At 69.2% G+C, this 20,518-nt stretch carries 18 protein-coding genes and 1 pseudogene; 15 read left to right on the top strand and 4 right to left on the bottom strand.

The genetic code is table 11. The annotated features are described in order from the left end of the window. Positions 1-4: 4 nt before the first annotated feature. The 4 genes from BM365_RS00685 to BM365_RS00670 all read right to left on the bottom strand — a co-directional run bounded on the left by BM365_RS00685 (position 5) and on the right by BM365_RS00670 (position 6,189). On the bottom strand, positions 5-3,172 hold the full coding sequence (locus BM365_RS00685) for an efflux RND transporter permease subunit (protein ID WP_093489341.1): 3,168 nt from the start codon (positions 3,170-3,172) through the stop codon (positions 5-7). Between the two features lie 25 nt (positions 3,173-3,197). Further along, positions 3,198-4,454 carry an efflux RND transporter periplasmic adaptor subunit gene (locus BM365_RS00680; RefSeq protein WP_093485689.1) on the bottom strand — a complete coding sequence of 419 codons (1,257 nt, stop codon included), beginning with the start codon at positions 4,452-4,454 and terminating at the stop codon, positions 3,198-3,200. Beyond that, positions 4,451-5,740: a TolC family protein gene (locus BM365_RS00675; protein WP_093485687.1), complete on the bottom strand. Its 1,290-nt coding sequence runs from the start codon at positions 5,738-5,740 to the stop codon at positions 4,451-4,453. Before BM365_RS00675 ends, BM365_RS00680 begins: the two co-directional genes overlap by 4 nt. Positions 5,741-5,802: 62 nt before the next feature. Then, positions 5,803-6,189, bottom strand: a complete 387-nt coding sequence (locus BM365_RS00670) for a hypothetical protein (RefSeq protein ID WP_093485685.1) — start codon at positions 6,187-6,189, stop codon at positions 5,803-5,805. Positions 6,190-6,298: 109 nt separating this feature from the next. Between BM365_RS00670 and flhB the strand changes: the two genes are divergently transcribed. The 15 genes and pseudogenes from flhB (at position 6,299) to BM365_RS00600 (ending at position 20,472) form a co-directional block, all read left to right on the top strand. Further along, positions 6,299-7,429 carry a flagellar biosynthesis protein FlhB gene (gene flhB / locus BM365_RS00665; protein WP_093485683.1) on the top strand — a complete coding sequence of 377 codons (1,131 nt, stop codon included), beginning with the start codon at positions 6,299-6,301 and terminating at the stop codon, positions 7,427-7,429. After that, positions 7,426-9,510, top strand: coding sequence for a flagellar biosynthesis protein FlhA (gene flhA / locus BM365_RS00660; protein ID WP_093485681.1), 2,085 nt, complete (start codon positions 7,426-7,428; stop codon positions 9,508-9,510). The genes flhB and flhA overlap by 4 nt, the downstream gene beginning before the upstream one ends. A 48-nt stretch (positions 9,511-9,558) precedes the next feature. Continuing rightward, positions 9,559-11,307 carry a flagellar biosynthesis GTPase FlhF gene (gene flhF, locus BM365_RS00655; RefSeq protein ID WP_093485679.1) on the top strand — a complete coding sequence of 583 codons (1,749 nt, stop codon included), beginning with the start codon at positions 9,559-9,561 and terminating at the stop codon, positions 11,305-11,307. 55 nt (positions 11,308-11,362) lie between these two features. Then, positions 11,363-12,175: pseudogene (locus BM365_RS00650) on the top strand (MinD/ParA family protein); the annotation flags it as partial. Further along, on the top strand, positions 12,172-12,924 hold the full coding sequence (locus BM365_RS00645; RefSeq protein ID WP_093485677.1) for an RNA polymerase sigma factor FliA: 753 nt from the start codon (positions 12,172-12,174) through the stop codon (positions 12,922-12,924). The pseudogene BM365_RS00650 and the gene BM365_RS00645, both read left to right, overlap by 4 nt. A 117-nt stretch (positions 12,925-13,041) precedes the next feature. Then, positions 13,042-13,422 carry a chemotaxis response regulator CheY gene (gene cheY / locus BM365_RS00640; RefSeq protein WP_056879027.1) on the top strand — a complete coding sequence of 127 codons (381 nt, stop codon included), beginning with the start codon at positions 13,042-13,044 and terminating at the stop codon, positions 13,420-13,422. Continuing rightward, positions 13,422-14,033 (top strand): protein phosphatase CheZ, encoded by a 612-nt coding sequence (locus BM365_RS00635; RefSeq protein ID WP_093485675.1) that lies wholly within the window; start codon positions 13,422-13,424, stop codon positions 14,031-14,033. Before cheY ends, BM365_RS00635 begins: the two co-directional genes overlap by 1 nt. Positions 14,034-14,068: 35 nt before the next feature. After that, positions 14,069-14,203: a hypothetical protein gene (locus tag BM365_RS18230; protein WP_255412345.1), complete on the top strand. Its 135-nt coding sequence runs from the start codon at positions 14,069-14,071 to the stop codon at positions 14,201-14,203. A 27-nt stretch (positions 14,204-14,230) separates the two neighbouring features. Beyond that, entirely contained in the window at positions 14,231-15,976 is a 1,746-nt protein-coding gene (locus tag BM365_RS00630) for a chemotaxis protein CheA (RefSeq protein WP_093485673.1), read from the top strand. Between the two features lie 201 nt (positions 15,977-16,177). Continuing rightward, positions 16,178-16,918: a flagellar motor protein gene (locus tag BM365_RS00625; protein WP_093485671.1), complete on the top strand. Its 741-nt coding sequence runs from the start codon at positions 16,178-16,180 to the stop codon at positions 16,916-16,918. 12 nt (positions 16,919-16,930) lie between these two features. Then, positions 16,931-17,893 carry a flagellar motor protein MotD gene (gene motD, locus BM365_RS00620; protein WP_093485669.1) on the top strand — a complete coding sequence of 321 codons (963 nt, stop codon included), beginning with the start codon at positions 16,931-16,933 and terminating at the stop codon, positions 17,891-17,893. Next, the gene (locus BM365_RS00615; protein ID WP_093485667.1) at positions 17,893-18,675 is read left to right on the top strand and encodes a ParA family protein; all 783 of its coding nucleotides are present in this window, start codon (positions 17,893-17,895) and stop codon (positions 18,673-18,675) included. Before motD ends, BM365_RS00615 begins: the two co-directional genes overlap by 1 nt. Continuing rightward, positions 18,672-19,679: a chemotaxis protein CheW gene (locus BM365_RS00610; RefSeq protein WP_093485665.1), complete on the top strand. Its 1,008-nt coding sequence runs from the start codon at positions 18,672-18,674 to the stop codon at positions 19,677-19,679. Before BM365_RS00615 ends, BM365_RS00610 begins: the two co-directional genes overlap by 4 nt. Positions 19,680-19,792: 113 nt before the next feature. Then, positions 19,793-20,110, top strand: coding sequence for an STAS domain-containing protein (locus tag BM365_RS00605; protein ID WP_093485663.1), 318 nt, complete (start codon positions 19,793-19,795; stop codon positions 20,108-20,110). After that, positions 20,107-20,472, top strand: coding sequence for a response regulator (locus tag BM365_RS00600; protein WP_056878962.1), 366 nt, complete (start codon positions 20,107-20,109; stop codon positions 20,470-20,472). Before BM365_RS00605 ends, BM365_RS00600 begins: the two co-directional genes overlap by 4 nt. Positions 20,473-20,518: the final 46 nt, after the last annotated feature.

Genomic DNA, 20,518 nt, shown 5'->3' with positions numbered 1-20,518 from the left:
GACGTCAGGCGCGCGCTTCCTCGCGGCGATGCCACCATCGGTACAGCACCGGCAGCACCAGCAAGGTCAGCAGCGTGGACGACACGATGCCGCCGATCACCACCGTCGCCAGCGGGCGCTGCACTTCCGAACCCGCGCCCACGTTAAACGCCATCGGCAGGAAACCGAGCGAGGCCACCAGCGCGGTCATCAGCACCGGACGCAGACGACCCAGCGCGCCATCGACGACGGCGGTATCGAGCGCCATGCCCTGCTCACGCAGCTTGCGGATGAAGGCGATCATCACCAGGCCATTGAGCACCGCCACCCCCGAGAGCGCGATGAAGCCCACCCCCGCCGAGATCGACAACGGAATGCCGCGCAACGCCAGCGCCACCACGCCGCCGGTCAGCGCCAGCGGTACGCCGGTGAAGACGATCGCCGCATCCTTCCACGAGCCGAACGCCCAGAACAGCAGCGCGAAAATGATGACCAGGGTGACCGGCACCACCACGCCCAGTCGCTGACCGGCGGAGATGAGCTGCTCAAAGGTGCCGCCGTAGTCCACCCAGTAGCCGGCGGGCACCTCGACCTCGGCATCGATGCGTTGTTGCAGTTCGGCGACGAACCCGCCCAGGTCGCGACCGCGCACATTGGCGGTGACCACCACGCGGCGCTTGCCGTTCTCGCGGTTCACCTGGTTCGGGCCCAGCGTGGTCGCGATCGTGGCGACTTCGCGCAGCGGCACCGTTCCTGGTGCGCCGGAATCCCAGCCCGGCGTGCGGGTGGACTCGTCCAGGTTGCCATCGCCGCCCAACGGGATCGGCAGGTCGTGCAGTGCGGCTGGGTCCTGTCGCAACGCTTCCGGCAGTCGCACGACGATATCGAAGCGACGATCGCCCTCGAACAACTGGCCGGCCACTTCACCGCCCACAGCGGTCGCGACGGTGTGCTGCACGTCGCCGGGATTGAGGCCGTAACGGATCAGCGCCTGGCGGTCCGGGGTGATCGTCAGCAACGGCAAGCCCGTTGCCTGCTCCAGCCGCACATCGGCGGCGCCGTCCACGGCCTTCGCCACCGCTTCGACCTGTTCGCCGAGTTTGACCAGCGTATCCAGGTCGTCGCCGTAGACCTTGATCGCCACGTCCGCGCGCACGCCGGAGATCAACTCGTTCATGCGCATCTGGATCGGCTGGGTGAACTCGTAATTGTTGCCTGGGATCTGCTTCACCGCGGTTTCGATCTCGGCCACCAGCGCTGCCTTCGTCTTGCGCGGATCCGGCCATTCGTTGCGCGGCTTGAGCATGATGAAGGTGTCGGCGACCGAGGGCGGCATCGGATCGGTCGCCACCTCGGCGGTGCCGAGCTTGCCGAACACGCGATGCACCTCGGGGAACTGCTTGATCCGCGCTTCCAGCGTGGATTGCATGTGCACGGCCTGGTCCAGGCTGGTACCAGGAATGCGCATCGCGTGCATCGCGATGTCGCCTTCGTCCAGGCTGGGCACGAACTCCGAACCCAGGCGCGTGGACAGCACGCCGCACAGCACCACCGTCGCCAACGCGCCGGCGACCACGGGCACGCGCCGGCGCAGCGCCCACGCCAGCGCAGGTGCATAGGCACGACGCGCCCACTGCATCAACCGCGTGTCCTTCTCCTGCACTTTGCCGCGCAGGAACAGCGCGATGGCGGCGGGCACGAACGTAAGCGACAGCACCATCGCGCCGGTCAGGGCCAGCACGACCGTGATCGCCATCGGATGGAACATCTTTCCCTCCACGCCGGTGAGCGCGAAGATCGGCAGGTAGACCGCGGTGATGATGCCCAGGCCGAACAGGCTGGGCCGGATGACTTCGGCGGTCGCGGACGCCGTCGCGTCCAGGCGTTCCTCCTCGGTCAGCGCGCGTCCGAGCGCGTGCTGCAGCTCGCCGAAGCGACGCAGGCAGTTCTCGATGATGATGACGGCGCCGTCCACGATCAGGCCGAAGTCCAGCGCGCCCAGGCTCATCAGATTGCCGGACACACCGCCCCGGACCATGCCGGTCAGCGTGAACAGCATCGCCAGCGGGATCACCGCCGCGGTGATGAGCGCCGCACGCACGTTGCCCAACAGCAGGAACAACACGGCGATGACCAACAACGCACCTTCCACCAGGTTCTTCGCCACGGTGCGGATGGTGCGGTCGACCAGCGAGGTGCGGTCGTACACCGGCACGGCGCGTACGCCTGCCGGCAGGCTGCGGCCGGCTTCGGCCAGGCGCGCCGCGGTGGCCTGCGCCACCTCGCGGCTGTTGGCACCGATCAGCATGAAGGTGGTGCCGAGCACGACTTCGCGGCCGTCCATCGTCGCCGCACCGGTGCGCAACTCCGGACCCTCGCCGACCTGCGCCACGTCGCGCACGCGGATCGGCACGCCGTCGCGCCGGTCGAGCACGATGTCGCGGATGCCGTCCAGATCGGCGACCTGTCCGGGCGCGCGCACGAGGAACTGCTGGCCATTGCGCTCGATGTAACCCGCGCCGACGTTCTGGTTGTTGGTGGAAACCGCCGTGACCACGTCGTGCAGGGTGAAACCGAGCGCGACCAGCTGTGCCGGGTCCGGCGTGATGTGGATCTGGCGTGCGAAGCCGCCGATGGTATTCACCTCGGTCACGCCTGGCACGTTGCGCAACTGCGGCCGCACCACCCAATCCTGCAGCGTGCGCAGGTCGGTGGCGGTGTACGGCGTGCCATCCGCCTTGCGCGCTTTGTCCTCCGCTTCCACCGTGTACATGAAGATCTCGCCCATGCCGGTCGCGATGGGACCCATTTCGGGCTCCAGTCCCTCCGGCAACTGGGACTTCACCTGCTGTATGCGCTCGGCGACCTGCTGGCGCGCGAAGTACAGGTCGGTGCCGTCTTTGAACACCACGGTCACCTGCGAGAGTCCGTAGCGCGAGATCGAACGGGTGTAGTCCAGTCCAGGAAGGCCTGCCAGCACCGTCTCGATCGGGAATGTCACCCGCTGTTCCGATTCCAGCGGCGAATAGCCGTCCACCTGGGTGTTGACTTGCACCTGCACGTTGGTGATGTCGGGCGTGACGTCGATCGGCAGCCGGCTGAAACTCCAGCTGCCGACGGCGATCAGTGCGATCGTCAGTGCCAGCATCAGCCAGCGGTGCGCGATGGCGAAGCGCAGGCTGCGTTCCAGCATTCCGCGCGGTTCGAAGGGCGTCGGTTCAATGGTCATGCGAGGCCCCCGATTTCTCGATGTCCGCCTTCACCAGATAGCTCTGCTCCACCACGACCTGATCGCCCGCCTTGAGGCCGGACAGCACCTCGACACGCGCGGCATCGCGCTTGCCCAGTTCGACTGGACGAATTTCGTACGTGTCGCCGACGCGCACGAACACGACGTCCCAGTCGCGGAACGTTTGCAGCGCCGCCACCGGCACGACGAGCGCGGCGGGCTGCTGTTCCACCGTGATCCGCGCCTTCACTGCCGAGCCGGGCCGCCAGAGGCCATCGGCGTTCGCCAGCGTTGCGCGCGCCACCGTGCTCTGGCTGGCGGTGGCCGTGCCGGGTAGCACCCGCTCCAGCGTGGTTTGCGCGGTCGCGCCGTCGCTGAGCCGCGTCACCGTCACCGGCACGCCCGGCACGATGTGCTGGGCATCCGCGCCGAAGATGTGCAGATCCACCCACAGCGACGACAGGTCGGCCACTTCGAACAACGTGGCGCCCTCGCCGGCCACGCCGCCCACCGTGGCGTTGCGCGCCAGCACCACGCCGGATATCGGCGTGGTGACGGTGTACGTCGTCAGGCTGAGATTGCTTTCCACCGTTGCCAGCGCCTGCCCGGCCTGCACGCGGTCGCCCACGTTGACGGAAAGCCGGCGGATAGGCCCGGGAAAACGCGCGGCGATGTTGGCCACGCGGCCCTCCACCGGCGTCAGCAGGCCCTGCACCTCGTGTTCGTCGGCGATCACGCCCGCCTGCACGGGCGCGACACGGACCCCTGAATCCTCCGCGATCTTCGCGGCAATGGTGGTGCGGCCCTCGTAACTGTCGTAGGTCCAGCGCAGCGGCTTGCCATCCACCGTCGCAATCACCTCGACATCGAAGGAATGGGGTTCGCCGACCACGCTCTTCGCCAACAGGCTGCCATCGGCCTGTGGCATGAGCGTGTGGGTTTCGCGCACGTTGCCCAGGCGGACGAGCCGGACTTCGACCGTGCCCGCCGTCGCCGGCAACGGCTTGCCCTCGCGGTAAAGCCACGCCTGGTAAGTCGGCGGCGTGCCGCTCTCAGCGATGGCGAGTTCGACGGTGACGCCGCCCTGTGCCAGCAACCGGCCGCCGTGTTCGCCGCGCGCGGCTTCTTCCGCGCCGTGTTCCCCACCTTCGTGGCCGTGGTCCTCTTCGGCGTGGTCGTCCTTGCCGCCACAGGCGACCAGCAACAGGGAAAGCGCGAGCGCGCCGATCAGGGGTCGCAGGGTCATGGGGTCGTTCCTTCCGGTGAAGCGGCAGGGGCGGCGACGAACGCCTGTCCGGTGAGCCGCTGGATTTCGATCAGGGCCGCCTGCGCGTCGAGCGCGGCGTCCAGTTGCTGGCGACGCGTCGCCGTGGTTTCGGATTGCAGCTGCGCCCATTCGAGGTAGCTGATGGCGCCCGCGCGGTACGCGCGCTCGGCCGCCTGCTCGGCACGCAACAGGCGCGGCAGCACGTCGGTCCGCGTACGCTGCACATCGAGCTGCGCTACTTGATAACGACCATGCGCATCAGCCAGGGTCGAGTACAGCGCGATATCGCGCGATTCGCGCTCGATCTCCAGCGCCGCGAGGTCGGCCTCGGCGGACCGGATCTCCGGCGCGGCGCGACGCGCACCACCCAACGGCAACGACACGCCGCCGACCAGCGCCATGTCGCCGCTGTCCTGCATGCGACGCACGCCCACCTGCCAATCCACATCGGGCGTTGCCGCGGTGCGCGCGAGGCGCACGCGCGCTTCACGCACGCGACGTTCGTCGGCGAACTGGGCCAGTTCCGGCGTGCCATCGAGCAGCGCCGCCAAGTCCGCCGCACTTGCGATGTCGGGCAAGACCAGCGGATCGGCGGGCGCGATGTTGAAACGCGGTGCGCGTTCGCCCCACAACGCGGCCAGATGCTGGCGCGCGGCGACGTCCTGCTGTTCCGCGCGCGCTTGTGCGAGTTCGGCGCGTGCCAGGGCGGCCTGCGCCGTCAGCACCACGGATTCCGGCGACGCACCCGCCTGCAGCCGTTGGCGCGCACCGGCGACGGTGCGCTGGCGCTGCGCCACATCTTGCATGGCGATGGTCTTCTGGGCGCGCGCCGCCACGACGGCGAGGTGCCGGCGGGCGACGTCCGCCAGCAGGTCCAGTCGCTGCGTTTCGCGCTGCAGGGCGAGCGCATCGATGCGGGCCTGCGCCAGCGTGCGGCGCGCATCCAGCTTGCCGCCACGTTCGAGCACCCCGGCGAGGGTCAGGGTGGCCTCGGCCTGGCGGAAGGCGCGGGCTTCGCCGCTGCCGAGGGCGTTCTCGATCTCCAGCCCCGCGCGCAGCGCCGGCCGCAGTGACGCAGCATCGTAGTCCGCCTGCAGCGCGCTACGGCGAGCATCGAACACGCGCAGGTCGGGATGGAGACGGGCGACGCGGGCGATGGCGTCGTCGAGCGTGAGGACATCAGGGGGAACAGCGGGCGATGGCGCCTGCGCGTGCACGCACGGCGCGATCGCGAAGGCGGCCAACGCCGCCAATCGCAACCACATGGGAAATCTCCGGAAAGTCGGTGATGGACGCTGGGCGACGGAACGTCAGCCCGGCACGGGCATCACGCGACGATCGGAGGACGCAGCAGGGAAGTCGGCTGCGGAGAAGGCACCGGCACGGTGTCGGCCATGGGCGCCGCGGAAGCGGGCGGCATGCCGGGCAGCGCGAGCGGTGCCGGCACGATGGCGGTCAGGTGGCCGCAGCAATGGCTCGCATGCATCAGCGCATGCAGCAGGTCGCCCTCGCCGTCGTCGCCATCGGCATGTCCGTGGGCGGGACCCGCGTCGTCGTGGTCGCTGACCGCATGCAGATGCTCGCCGCCGCTGCCCAGCTCGTGCAGGTCGCCCAGCGAGGCCAGCACCGGATTGGCCAGCACCGCCAGCAACAGCAGTGCCAGCGCCGGCAGGCGAAGCAGGAAGCGGCGTTGGCGGAGGGCGCGGAACAGCATGCCTACATGCTAGCCGCGCGACGCGCCGTTAGACAATTCCACGTCGCCGCCCGCCCGCCGACTGGAACGGGACTTGCAGCCATCGCCCCGACCCCGTCGGAAACACGCCATGTCTGAGCAGGACGAAAGCGGCGAACGCACAGAACTTCCCACCGAAAAACGCCGCCGCGAAGCCCGGGAACAGGGCAACATCCCGCGCTCGCGCGAGCTGGCGACGGCGGCGGTATTCGGGGCGGGCGTGCTGGCGATCACCGCCATGGGGCCCTCGCTCGCCCGCAACACGCTGGGCTGGATGAAGATCGCGCTGACCCCCGACCCGGCGTTGATGCGCCACCCCGACCAGTTGTTCGGCCACGTCGGCCTGCTCCTGCTCAAGCTGCTGGCGGTGGTCGCACCGGTGGCCGGCATCTGTGTGCTGGCCGGCCTGGCCGCGCCGATCGCGATGAGCGGCTTCCAGTTCTCGCAGAAAGCGCTGATGCCCGACTTCAAGCGGCTGAGTCCGGCCGCCGGCCTCAAGCGCCTGTACGGCGCTGAGAGCGTGGCGGAACTGCTGAAGTCGCTGCTGCGCGTGGCCCTGATCGGCGGCGCCGCGGCCATCTGCCTGAAGATGGGCCTGAATCCCCTGCGCGAACTGCTGACGATGCCGCTGGAGCAGGCCGTGCGCAGCGGCCTGGGCTTCACCAGCACCCTGCTGCTGGCCACCACCGGCGGCCTGATCCTGCTGGCCGCCCTCGACGCGCCGTACCAGAAGTGGAACTGGCTGCGGAAGCTGAAGATGACCCGCGAAGAGCTGCGCAAGGAGATGAAGGAAAGCGAAGGCAGCCCGGAAGTGAAAGGCCGCATCCGCCAGATGCAGCACCAGCTGTCGCAGCGCCGGATGATGGAAGACGTCCCCACCGCCGACGTGATCGTGGTCAACCCGACCCACTACGCGGTCGCACTGAAGTACGAGGCCGGCCAGATGGGCGCGCCTCGGGTCGTGGCCAAGGGCGTGGACGAACTTGCCCTGCGCATACGCGAAGTCGCCGACGCCCACCGTATCGCCATCGTCTCGGCGCCGCCTTTGGCACGCGCCTTGTATCGCGAGGGTCAGCTTGGTCGAGAAATCCCCGTGAGACTCTACGCCGCCGTCGCCCAGATCCTGTCCTACGTGTACCAGCTGCGTGCCTGGCGCGTGGGCGACGCCCCCCACCCGGACATGCCCGCCGTGGACGTGGATGAGCACGGGGGCAAGGCATGAGCGCGCAACCGGCCTCCGGCGGCCTGCGCTGGATGGACATGCTGAAGAACGGCCTGGGTGCGCCCCTGGTCGTGCTGGCGCTGCTCGCCATGGTCGTCGTGCCGCTGGCCCCGGCTGTGCTGGATGCGCTTTTCAGCTTCAACATCGCCATCTCGCTGGTGGTGCTGCTGGCCGTGATCTACGTGAAGCGGCCGCTGGATTTCACGATCTTCCCGATCATCCTGCTGATGACCACGATGCTGCGCCTGGCGCTGAACGTGGCTTCCACCCGCGTGATCCTGCTCAACGGCCAAGACGGCCACGAGGCCGCCGGCAAGGTCATCGCGGCCTTCGGCGAGTTCGTGGTGGGCGGCAACTACGCGGTCGGCATCGTGGTGTTCGCCATCCTGACCATCATCAACTTCGTGGTCATCACCAAGGGTGCCGGCCGCATCGCCGAAGTCTCGGCACGCTTCATCCTGGACGCGATGCCCGGCAAGCAGATGGCCATCGACGCTGACCTCAACGCCGGCATCCTGACCCGCGAGGAAGCCAAGGCCCGCCGCGAGGAAGTCCGGGCGGAAGCCGACTTCTACGGCTCGATGGACGGCGCCAACAAGTTCATCCGCGGCGACGCCATCGCCGGCATCCTGATCCTCTTCATCAACCTGGTCGGCGGTTTCGCCGTGGGCATGTTCCAGCACGGCATGCCGGCCGCCGAAGCGGCCTCGACCTACACGCTGTTGTCGATCGGCGACGGCCTGGTCGCCCAGCTGCCCGCCCTGCTGGTCTCCTCGGCGGTGGCCATGCTGGTCACCCGCGCCTCGCGCTCGGAAGACATGGGCCAGGCGGTGATGGGCCAGGCCTTCGGCCAGCACAAGGCGCTGGCGGTGGCCGCCGGCGTGCTGGGCCTGGTCGGCCTGGTGCCGGGCATGCCCAACGTCGCCTTTTTGACGCTGGCGGCAATCCTCGGCTACCTGGCCTGGAAGATGTGGAAGCGCACCCAGGAAGGCCCCGAGGCCGCCGGCGGCGATATCGCCGCCCTGCCCGCGCCCGGCGCGCCCGACCGCAACGCCGAACTGACCTGGGACGAACTGCGCCCGGTCGATCCGCTGGGCCTGGAAGTCGGCTACCGGCTGATCCCGCTGGTCGACAAGAACCAGGGTGGCGAGCTGATGTCCCGCATTAAGGCGGTGCGCCGGAAGCTGACCCAGGACCTCGGCTTCCTGATCCCGCCGGTGCACATCCGCGACAACCTGGAACTGCCGTCCAACGGATACCGCCTGCTGGTGCACGGCGTGCCCGTCGCCACCGCGGAGATCCACCCGGATCGCGAACTGGCCCTGGACCCGGGCGGCGCCTTCGGCGCCATCGACGGCATTCCCGGCAAGGATCCGGCGTTCGGCCTGGATGCGGTCTGGATCCAGGCGCACCAGAAGGCCACGGCCGAATCGCTGGGCTACACCGTGGTCGATCCGGCCACCGTCATGGCCACCCATCTTTCGCACCTGGTGCGCGAACACGCCCCGGAACTGCTCGGCCACGAGGAGGTACAGCAGCTGCTGTCCCAGCTCGGCCGCAACGCGCCGAAGCTGGTCGAGGACCTCACGCCCAAGGCGCTGCCGCTGGCCACCGTGGTGCGCGTGCTGCAGAACCTGTTGATCGAGCGCGTGCCGATCCGCCAGCTGCGCCGCATCGTCGAGGCGCTGGTGGAGTTCGCGCCGCAGAACGCCGATCCGGCCGCGCTCACGGCCGCCGTACGCACCTCGCTGGGGCGGTTCATCGTGCAGGAGATCTCCGGCATGACCCCCGAGCTGCCCGTCTACACCTTGGCGCCGAATCTGGAACGCGTCTTGCAGGACAGCACCCAGGGAACCGGCGCGGCGCTGGAACCGGGACTGGCGGAACGCCTGCACCAGAGCCTCGCCGACGTGGTGACCAAGCAGGAAGCCCGCAGCGAGCCTGCGGTGGTGCTGGTACCGGGAACGGTCCGCGCCGCCCTCGCCCGACTGGTCCGCCACAGCGTCCCCTCGCTGTCGGTGCTGGCCTACAGCGAGGTTCCCGAAGACAAGCGGTTGAAGCTGGTCGGCACGATCAGCTGAGACCGGGAGCAGCAGAACCCGACGCGACACCGAACCGGATAGCACGCCATGAAAATCAAACGCTTCGTCGCTCCCGACATGCGCACCGCCTTCGCCCTGGTCCGCCAGGAACACGGCCCGGATGCGGTGATCCTGTCCAACCGCGTCACCGAGGACGGCGTCGAGATCGTCGCCGCCAGCAACTACGACGAAGCGCTGGTGAAGCACACCCTGGACGCGATGCGCCCGGCCAACGCCACCGCACCGCTGCATCCGCTGCTCGATCCGGCCGCACCGAACCGCGCCACGAACACCGACGCGAATGCCGCGGCACCGGCACCGAGCGCACCGGCGCTGTCGCCCGCCGAGGCCGCCGCCAGCTACTTCGCGCGCCGTCAGACCGCACAGGCACCGGCCGCACAGGCGACCCCCGTGCGCGCTGAAACTACGGTCGTCGCGCCGCGCACGCCCGCGGCACCCCTCGCCGCCACGCCGGTCACGGCTGCCAACGAAGCGCCGCCGCGCTTCACCCCCAGCCAGCCGTTGCGCGAGATCGCGCCGCAGCTGATCGAACCCGAATCCTTCGCCTCCAAACTGGCCGCCTGCCTGCCGGCACCGCCCGCCAACGAACCGGCGCCGGTCATCGCCCCGATCAACGACACCATCGCCGAGCCCGCCATCGTGCCGCGTGCGCGTACCGCCGTGCGTACGGACGCCGACGACACCCTGGACCTGGACGCCCTGCTGCCGTCGATCGCACCGCCCGTCGCGTTGCCGGAACCGGCGCCCGCGCCGAAGGTGGCCACCTTGCCGGCCGCACGCACGACCACGGCGACCGCCGTCCCCGCCCCGTCCGCCGTCACTGTGCCGACGCTCACCGTCGTGACCGACGAGACGGCCGATGCGCGCGAAAGCGACGAACAGTTGGTGCACATGCGCGGCGAGCTGGCCGCGATGCGCGAAATGATCGAACGCGAGATGCACCGCCTCACCGACGAGCGCCTGCGCGGTTCGCCGGTGCGCATGCAGGCGATGGAACTGATGGAGGATTACGGCTTCGACGCCGGCATCACCCGCGACATCGCCCTGCAGATTCCTGCCGACACCGAAGCCCATCGTGGCCGCGGCCTGATGCTGGGCTTGCTGTCGAAGAAGTTGCCCGTCACCGAGATCGACCCGCTGGAAGCCGGTGGCGTGATCGCCCTCGTCGGCCCCACCGGCGCCGGCAAGACCACCACCATCGCCAAGCTGGCGGCCTGCTTCGCGCAGCGCCACAACGCACGCGACGTCGCCCTGGTCACCACCGACACCGTGCGTGTCGGCGGTCGCGAGCAGCTGCACGGCTACGGCCGCCAGCTCGGCATCGCGGTGCACGAAGCCGACAGCGCGCAGAGCCTGGCGTTGGTGCTGGAACGCCTGCGCGACTACAAGCTGGTGCTGATCGACACCGCCGGCCTGGGCCAGCGCGACCGCAACCTGGTCGGCCAGCTCAACTGGCTGCGCGCTTCCGGCCAAGTGCAGACCCTGCTCTGCCTGCCGGCCAACTCCCATTTCTCCGACCTGGACGAAGTCGTCCGCCGCTTCAGCACCGTGCAGCCGCAAGGCGTGGTGCTGACCAAGCTCGACGAAACCGGTCGCCTGGGCTCCGCGCTGTCGGTGGTCGTGGACCACCAGCTGCCGATGGCCTGGGTGACCGACGGCCAGCGCGTGCCCGACGACCTCCACCGCGCCAACAGCGCCCACCTCGTGCTGCGGCTGGACCAGCTGCGCCGCGAAGCCGACGAACCCTGCTCGACCGAGGCCACCCATGTCGCCTGACCACCTGCTGCAGACCAATCCGCGCAGCACCCCGCCGATCCCGTCCGCGTTCCATCCGGTGCGCGTCATCGCCATCACCGGCGGCAAGGGCGGCGTGGGCAAGACCAACGTCTCCGTGAACCTGGCGATCTCGCTGGCCGAGATGGGCAAGCGTACGCTGCTAATGGACGCCGACCTGGGCCTGGCCAACGTGGACGTGCTGCTCGGCCTGTCGCCGAAGTTCACCCTGGCCGATCTCGTCGCCGGCCGCTGCCAGCTCGAGGATGTGCTGCTGGAAGGGCCTGAAGGCCTGATGGTGGTGCCGGCTTCGTCGGGTTTCCGCCACATGGCCGAACTGACGCCGGCCGAACACGTCGGCCTGGTCAACGTGTTCTCCGAACTGCAGCGCGCCCTCGACGTCATGGTGGTCGACACCGCCGCCGGCATCACCGACAGCGTGCTGACCTTCTGCCAGGCCGCGCAGGACACCGTCGTGGTCGTCTGCGACGAACCGGCGTCGATCACCGACGCCTACGCGCTGATCAAGGTGCTGGCGCGCGAACGCGGCCTGGACCGCGTGCACGTCATCGCCAACATGGTCCGCGACCCCAACGAGGGCCGGAAGCTGTACGAGAAGCTGGCCCGCGTCTGCGAGCGCTTCCTCGGCGACGTCGCCCTGCATTACCTGGGCGCCGTGCCGCAGGACGACTGGCTGCGCCGCGCCGTGCAGCGCCAGCAGGCCGTCGTGAAGGCGTACCCGGGCAGCCCATCCGCCCGCGCCATCACCGACATCGCCCGCGTCGCCGCCCGCTGGCAGCCGCCGCAAGGCGCCCGCGGCAACGTGGAGTTCTTCGTCGAACGCCTGATCCAGCGCGGGGTGGCCGCATGAACACCGCCGCCGCCCAGTACCGCGCCGTCCAGCGCAGTGCCGCCACCGACTGCGTCACCCAGCATGCCGACCTCGTGCGCCGCATCGCCCATCACCTGGCGGCACGCCTGCCGGCCAGCGTGGAGATCGACGACCTGATCCAGGCCGGCATGATCGGCCTGATCGAAGCCTCGCGCAGCTACGACGCCGAACAGGGCGCATCGTTCGAAACCTATGCCTCGATCCGCATCCGCGGCTCGATGATCGACGAGATCCGCCGTGGCGATTGGGTGCCTCGCTCGGTGCATCGCCGTGCGCGCCAGGCCGCCGCTACCGTGCGCGAGATCGAACAGCGCACCGGACGCGCCGCCATCGCCACCGAAGTCGCCTCGGCGATGGAGATGCCGCTGCCGGAATACCTGCGCCTGATGGAAGACGCCGCGCGCGGCCAGGTGCTGAGCCTGGAATCGCATATCGACGACCACGGCGAGCCGAACACCGCGCGTACCGGCGGCCCGTCGCCGCAGCAGAACCTGGAGCGCAGCGAATTCCGCCAGCAGTTGGTCAAGGCCATCGGCCACCTGCCGGAGCGCGAACAGCTCGTCCTCTCGATGTACTACGAGAAGGAACTCAACCTGAAGGAAATCGGCGCGGTGCTCGGCGTCAGCGAGTCGCGGGTCTGCCAAATCCACGGCCAGGCCATGGTCCGCCTGCGCGGCCGCCTGCAGGTCTTCGAGAAGGCCGACGCCGGCCTGGAAACCGACGACTGAAGAATCCCCGCGGCCTGCCGATAAAGCTCCGGTAGGCCGCCGCGTGCAGCCCCTGCCCTGCCCTCGCCCCTGACCGGGCACGCTTTACTGGAGTTCGATGTGACCGCCAACAAGAACATGCGCATCCTGATCGTGGACGACTTCTCCACCATGCGCCGCATCATCAAGAACCTGCTCAACGACCTCGGCTATACCAACACGGCCGAGGCCGAAGACGGCAACAGCGCGCTGACCGCGCTGTCGCAGGGCAGCTTCGAATTCGTGGTCACCGACTGGAACATGCCCGGCATGACCGGCATCGAGCTGCTGAAGGCGATCCGCGCCGACGATCGCTTCAAGACGCTGCCCGTGCTGATGGTCACCGCCGAAGCCAAGCGCGAGCAGATCATCGAAGCCGCGCAGAACGGCGTGAATGGCTACATCATCAAACCGTTCACCGCGCAGACGCTGGAAGAGAAGCTCGGCAAGATCTTCGAACGCCTGGGAGCGGCCGCCTGATGAATGCCGTCGCCGACGTCACTGGTGCGCGCGCCGCGCTGGTGGAACGGCTGCAGCACGCGCTCGATGCCCTCGAACAGGGCGACGAAGCCGGCTGGCGCCGCGAACTGGACACCATCGCCGCCTGGCGTACGCAGCCGATGATGCAGGGCTTGGGTCGCCTCGCCCGCGAACTGGCGCAGACCCTGGGCGAACTGCCCCCGACCGACGCCGGTGAGCTGGACGACGCCTGCTCGCGCCTGGACCACGTGGTCGAGATGACCGAACAGGCCAGCCACAAGACGCTGGACCTGGCCGAACAGTGCCGCGGCTACGCCACCCAGCTGAAGGGCACCGCCTTGTCGGCCGAACAGGCTGCGCTGGTGGACAGCATCGGCAAGGGCCTGTCGGAAATGGCGCTCGCGCAGAGCTACCAGGACCTCACCGGCCAGATCATCCGCCGTGTCGCCGGCATCGTCCGCCGGGTGCACGAGGGCTTCGGTGCACTCGGCCTGCCGCCGCCGGAGAAGAAAGAGACTTCAGAACTCGCCGGTCCGGCCGTTGCTGGTCTTGACCGCAACGCGTTCTCGCAGGACGACGCCGACGACCTGCTCTCCGGCCTGGGCCTGTAGCCCACCGTCGGGCGCTGCGGAACCGGAGACCTGCCATGCGCCACCGTTCCGTCCATCGTCATCCGCTCCTCCTGCTGTTCGTCGGGCTGCTGCTGGCCTGCGACGTGATCGCCCGGCGCCTGACCGCGCGCCGCGCCGCGTCGCCTCGCCTGGTCCACCCCGCCCGCTGATCGACCGCTTCCGGTAACCGCCCGTCCATGTCCGCCGTCACGCCCGAAATCGCCGCCGACTTCCTGATCGAAGCGCAGGAAATCCTCGATCGCCTGGGCGAACAGCTGGTCACCCTGGAACAGGACCCGTCCGACAGCGAACAATTGAATGCCGTGTTCCGCGGCTTCCACACGCTCAAGGGCGGCGCCGGCTTCCTCGGCATCCAGGCCATGGTCAACCTCTGCCACGCGGCGGAAGAAACCCTCGGCCTGGTCCGCGCGGGCCAGGCCGCGCTGGAGCCGCATCATTTCGACGCCGCGCAGCAGTCGCTGGATTATCTGCAGCAGATGCTGGACGCAATCGGCGCCGGCGAAGAACCGCCGCACGCGCCGCAGGCGTTGATCGACCAGTTCGACGTGCACGGCAGCGCACCGGCGCCCGCCGCTGCCGCCGCGATGTCGACCGCGCCGGCCGCTGGCGATCTGATCAGCGACGACGAATTCGAAGCGTTGCTCGACCAGTTGCACGGCGATGCCGCGCCCACCCAGGTCGCCGCCGCAGCGCCTACACCGACACCGCGCCCCGCACCGGCCGCGCCCAAGCCCGCACCGGCCGCCAAGCCGGCGGCGAAGGCCGGCGGCGAAGCGGAACAGACTATCCGCGTGGACACCAAGCGGCTGGACGCCATCGTCAACCTGGTCGGCGAACTGGTGCTCTCACGCAATCGTCTGAAGACCCTGCGCGCCCGCATCCGCGATGAGGAACTCGACCGCGCGGTCAGCAGCCTCGATATCGCCACGGCGCGCCTGCAGAACGCGGTGATGCGCACGCGCATGCAGCCGGTCGGCAAGGTGTTCTCGCGCTTCCCCAAGGTGGCGCGCGACGTCGCCCGCCAACTGCAGAAGGAAGTCGACCTGGAACTGGTCGGCGCCGACACCGAACTCGATCGCAACCTGGTCGAAGCCTTGGCCGATCCGCTGGTGCACCTGGTGCGCAACGCCATCGACCACGGCATCGAAGTGCCGTCGCTGCGCGATGCCAGCGGCAAGCCGCGCCAGGGCCACGTGCGCCTGTCGGCGCAGCAGGAAGGCGATTTCGTCACCATCGAGATCCGCGACGACGGCGCCGGCATCGATCCCGAACGCCTGCGCGTCAAGGCGCTGGAGAAGGGGCTGATCGATCCCGAGGCCGCCGCGCGCCTGTCGCACGACGAATGCCTCCAGCTGATCTTCCTGCCCGGCTTCTCGACCAAGGCCGAGGTCACCGACATTTCCGGCCGCGGCGTGGGCATGGACGTGGTGCAGTCGCGCATCCGCGAACTCAGCGGCCAGATCACCATCCATTCCGACGTGGGCCGCGGCAGTCGCTTCGTCATCCGCGTGCCGTTGACGCTGGCGATCCTGCCCACGCTGCTGGTGCAGGCCGGCGAGCCGGTCTACGCCCTGCCGCTGGCACGCGTCATGGAAGTGCTGCACGCGCCCGCCGCCAGCCTGCGCTGGTTCGACGGTCGTGCCGTGCTCGATCGCCAATCGCACACACTGCCGCTGGTCGACCTGCGCGACTGGCTGCAGGTGGAACCCACCGCCGCACCGCTGCTCACCATCGTGGTGTTGCAGATGGGCGACCAGCGCTTCGGCCTGGTCGTCGACCAGGTGCGCGGCCGCGAGGAAGTGGTCATCAAGCCGCTGCCGCGCGCCGTGCGCGGCCTGCCCGGCTACGCCGGCGCCACCCTGATCGGCGACGGCCGCATGGCCCTGATCCTGGACGTGGACGGCCTGCGCGCGACGGCATAGCGCGGCAGGCTGTTGTGGGAGCGACGTAAGTCGCGATGACCGCCAGGCGCGGTGCGGGCGAATCTCGATGTCTGAAGGAAAGAGCTCGCGACTTACGTCGCTCCCACAAGAGAGATTCGGGTGTGACCCCGGTCGCGACTTGCATCGCTCCCACCCCCGCGCCAGCTCAAGTCCACCTGAATTGGGCCGATAGATCGTTACATGGACATCTTCAGCCTCATCGGACTCCTGCTCGCGCTGGTCGCGCTGGTCGGTGGCAGCATCCTGAAGGGTGCGGGCCTATCGTCGCTGTGGTCGTCGGCCGCGTTCGTCATCGTGATCCTCGGCACCCTCGCCGCGATCCTGGTGCACACGCCGCCGCCGGTGTTCAAGCGCGCTGTCGCCATCGTGCGCTGGGTGATCCGCCCGCCGGGCAACGACGGTGAGGCGCTGATCGCCGAGATCGTCGACTGGAGCAACATCGCCCGCAAGCAGGGGCTGCTGGGCCTGGAGCCGCTGGTCAACCAGCAGGACGATCCCTTCCTGAAGAAGGGCCTGCAGATGCTGGTGGACGGCGTGGAGCCGGAGTCGATCCGGCACATGATGGAGATCGACCTCAACGGCCAGGAGCACCAGGACCTCGCCGCCGCGAAGGTGTTCGAAGCCATGGGCATCTACGCGCCCACGCTGGGCATCATCGGCGCCGTGTTCGGCCTCATCGCCGTGATGAAGAACCTCGCCGACCCCAGCAAGCTGGGCCACGGCATCGCCGCCGCGTTCACCGCGACGATCTACGGCATCGCCTCGGCCAACCTGTTCTTCCTGCCCATCGCGAGCAAGCTCAAGAGTGTCATCGGCGGGCGCAGCCGCGAGCAGGAAATGATCATCGAAGGCCTGATCGCCATCGCGCAGGGCGAGAACCCGCGCAACATCGAGGCCAAGCTGGCCGGCTTCCTGCACTGAGCCGGCGCGACCATGGCACGCCGGCACAAGCACGAGGAACACGCCAATCATGAGGCCTGGGCGATCCCCTACGCCGACCTCATGACCCTGCTGCTCGCCTTCTTCGTGGTGATGTACGCCATCTCCACGATCAACGAAGGCAAGTACCGGGTGATGGCCGACGCGCTGACCGCTGCCTTCGGCGGCGCCCCGCGCACGATCAACCCGGTGCAGGTGGGCAACCACCAGTTGCAGGGCGCCGACTTCGACCGTCCTTCGCCGATCAAGTCCGGTGCCAAGCAAGGTCCGTCGGCCCCTTCGCCGTCGCCCAACGTCACCCTGCTGGCGGCGATGGCCTCGCAGATGAACCTGTCGCTGGACGCCAAGGGCCTGCAGAGCGCTCAGGGCGAGCTGAAGCGCATCGCCGACGACCTCGAGCGCGCGCTGGCGCCGCTGATCGACGAGAAGCTGGTCACCATCAAGCGCTCCTCCCTGTGGCTGGAAGTGCAGATCAACAGCGACATCCTGTTCGCCACCGGCTCCGCGACGCTCGACCCGCAGGCGCAGGAGACCGTCGGCAAGCTGGGCGCGGTGCTGGCCGATGTGCCGAACTCGGTCCGCGTGGAGGGCTACACCGACGACCGGCCGATCCGGACCTCGCAATTCCCCTCCAACTGGGAACTGTCGTCCTCGCGCGCGGCCAGCGTGGTGCACCTGTTCGTCCGCGACGGAATCCCGCCGGAGCGGCTGGCGATGATCGGCTACGGCGAGTTCCGCCCCATCGCCGACAACGCGACGATCGAGGGCCGCAACGCCAACCGCCGCGTATTGCTGATCATCCTGGCGAGCCCCGGCGCTCCGGCACCGGAATTGCATGCCCAGCAGGAAGCCGTCGCCCCGCCGTCAGTGATCTCGCTGCCGCCGTTGCCGACGCACGCCGCGACGCCCATGCCCGGAGCGCCGCCGGCGCCCCAGGTCCATGAAGGAGTCCAGTGATGCGCGTGTGGGCGATCGCCAACCAGAAAGGCGGTGTTGGCAAGACGACCACCACCCTCGCCCTCGGGCGCGGGCTGGCGATGCGCGGCTATCGCGTGCTGCTGGTGGACCTGGATCCTCATGCATCGCTGACGCGCGCGTTCGGCGTGCCTGCCGATCCGCAGCCGGCCGGCGTGCTGGACCTGTTCGACGAGAATCCCCCCGAGCTGGCGCGCCTGGCGCGCGCCACCGAGATCGAGAACCTCGCCTTCGTCGCCGCGCAAACGCCGCTGGCCACGCTGGAGCGCCGCAGCGCCACCCAGCCCGGCCTGGGCCTGGCGCTGTCGAACGCGCTGTCGCGCGGCGGCGCCGCGTACGACTACGTGCTGTTCGACTGCCCGCCCACGCTCGGCCTGCTGATGGTCAACGCGCTGGCCGCAGCCGACCACGTCATCATTCCGACCCAGACCGAACCGCTGGCACTGCACGGCCTGAAGGGCATGTGCCGCACCAGCGAGATGATCGAACGCTCGCGCCGACGCGCACTGCCGGTATCGATCCTGCCCACGCTGCACGACAAGCGCACGCGCACCGGCGCCGACACGCTGAAGGCCATGCAGGAAACCTACGGCGAGTCGGTCTGGAACGACGCCATTCCCAACGACACCCGCATCTGCAGTGTCGAAGCGCTGACGCATTCCGCGCCGGCCGCGCAGTATCCCGGCCGCGGCCTGTCCGCCTACCGTCGCGCGCTGGACTGGCTGCTGCTGACTGAGGCGCGCGCCACGGAGCAGGCCGCATGACGACGCCCGCCGTCCTCGACGATTACCTGCAGGACTTGCTCGGCGATGTCGGCATTGCGCCGGCACCGGTGGCGGAAGCGCCGCCCGCCGTGGTCGTCGAACCCGCGCCCGTGGCCGAGGCGGAGGTGGTCGAGGCGCCGGTCATCGCGCCTGACGTTCCCGCCGCACCCTCGGCACCGGTCCTGGCGGTCGCGCCCGTGCGCGCCGGCGCCGAAGCCGACCTGATCACCGACGACGAATTCGAAGCCCTGCTCGACCAGTTGCATGGCGATGGCGTCCCGCAGGCGCCGGCCGCACCCGCTGCGACGCCCGTGCAAACGCCGGCCCCTGCGCTGGCCATCGCGCCTTCGCGCGCACCGGCGAGCGAGGCGATTTCCGACGACGAGTTCGAAGCCCTGCTCGATGAGTTGCACGGGGGGGCCGCGCCCACGGCCCGCGTCCCCTCGCCTGCGCCCGTCGCGGAGCCGCCGTCGGCACCCGTCGCGCCCGCCGCACCTGCGATACAACGCGCCTTGCCGCCGCTCCCCACCCACCCGTACCTGCAGACGCCGGTCGACACCGGCCAACGCCGCCGGGCGACCGAACGCAAGACGCGCTGGCTGCGCCTGCGCTGCGACCAGCAGCACTACGCGCTGGAGCTGCTCAAGGTGCAGGAAGTCGTGCTGCCGGCCATCCTGTTGCCGCTGCGCGGCGCCGCACCGCACATGCTCGGCGTGATGAACCTGCGCGGCCAGGTGGTGCCGGTGATCGACCTCGGCCTGTACCTCGGCCGCCGCGCGATCGAACCCGACGCGACCACCCGCATCGTGGTGCTCGAGGAACATGGCGAGATCCTCGGCCTGCGTGTCAGCGCGGTGGAGGACGTGGCCAACCTCAGCGACCACCAGATCGAATCCCCGGACAACGCCCGCGTGGGCCGCATCGCCAACCCGCTGTTCCGCGGCGTGGCGCGCCTCAACGAGCGCGCGGTGATCCTGCTGGACGCCTCGCAGCTGCTGACCTGACCCATGCACCGCACCCCGCGACAGTCCGACGCGCGTCACACATTCACGTGCACCTCTAAAGAGCCATCGGCCCGCGCCGATACCTGCTCTAGAGCCGCCCTTCCGGAGACACGATGAGCGCAGTGCCCCTGGGTGACGACCTCGGTATCGAGGCCGCCACCGACCTCAAACAGCATCTCGCCATGCACGTCGCCGACGCGGCGCCGCTGGTGCTGGATGCCGGCACCGTGCAGCGCATCCACACGGCCAGCCTGCAGGTGCTGTGCAGCTTCGTGCGGCAGCGCCAGCAGGCGGGCCTGGCCACCGACTTCGGCGCGGTCAGCCAGAGCTTCCGCGACGCCGCGCGCCTGCTGGGCGTGGGACGCCAGTTGGGCCTGCCGGTCGCCGACGACACCAACATCAATACGCAACAAGTGGAGAACGCCGCATGAGCGCACGCATTCTGGTAGTGGACGATTCGGCCTCGATGCGACAGATGGTCGCCTTCGCCCTCAGCTCGGCGGGTTTCTCCGTGGACGAGGCCGAAGACGGCCAGGTTGCGCTGGGGCGCGCGCAGGGCCAGCGCTTCAATGCCGTCGTCACCGACGTGAACATGCCGAACATGGACGGCATCTCGCTGATCCGTGCGCTGCGTGGCCTGCCGGACTACAAGTTCACGCCGATGCTGATGCTGACCACCGAATCGGCCGCCGACAAGAAGGCCGAAGGCAAGGCCGCCGGTGCGACCGGCTGGCTGGTCAAGCCGTTCAATCCGGAACAGCTGGTCGCCACCGTCCAGAAAGTCCTGGGCTGATCGCCCACCCTTCCCCCGTACACCGTCTTCCGCCACAGGTCTCCGT

The sequence above is a fragment of the Pseudoxanthomonas sp. YR558 genome, from assembly GCF_900116385.1.
GTDB lineage: Bacteria > Pseudomonadota > Gammaproteobacteria > Xanthomonadales > Xanthomonadaceae > Pseudoxanthomonas_A.
This window is presented reverse-complemented; position numbering and strand designations above follow the sequence as displayed.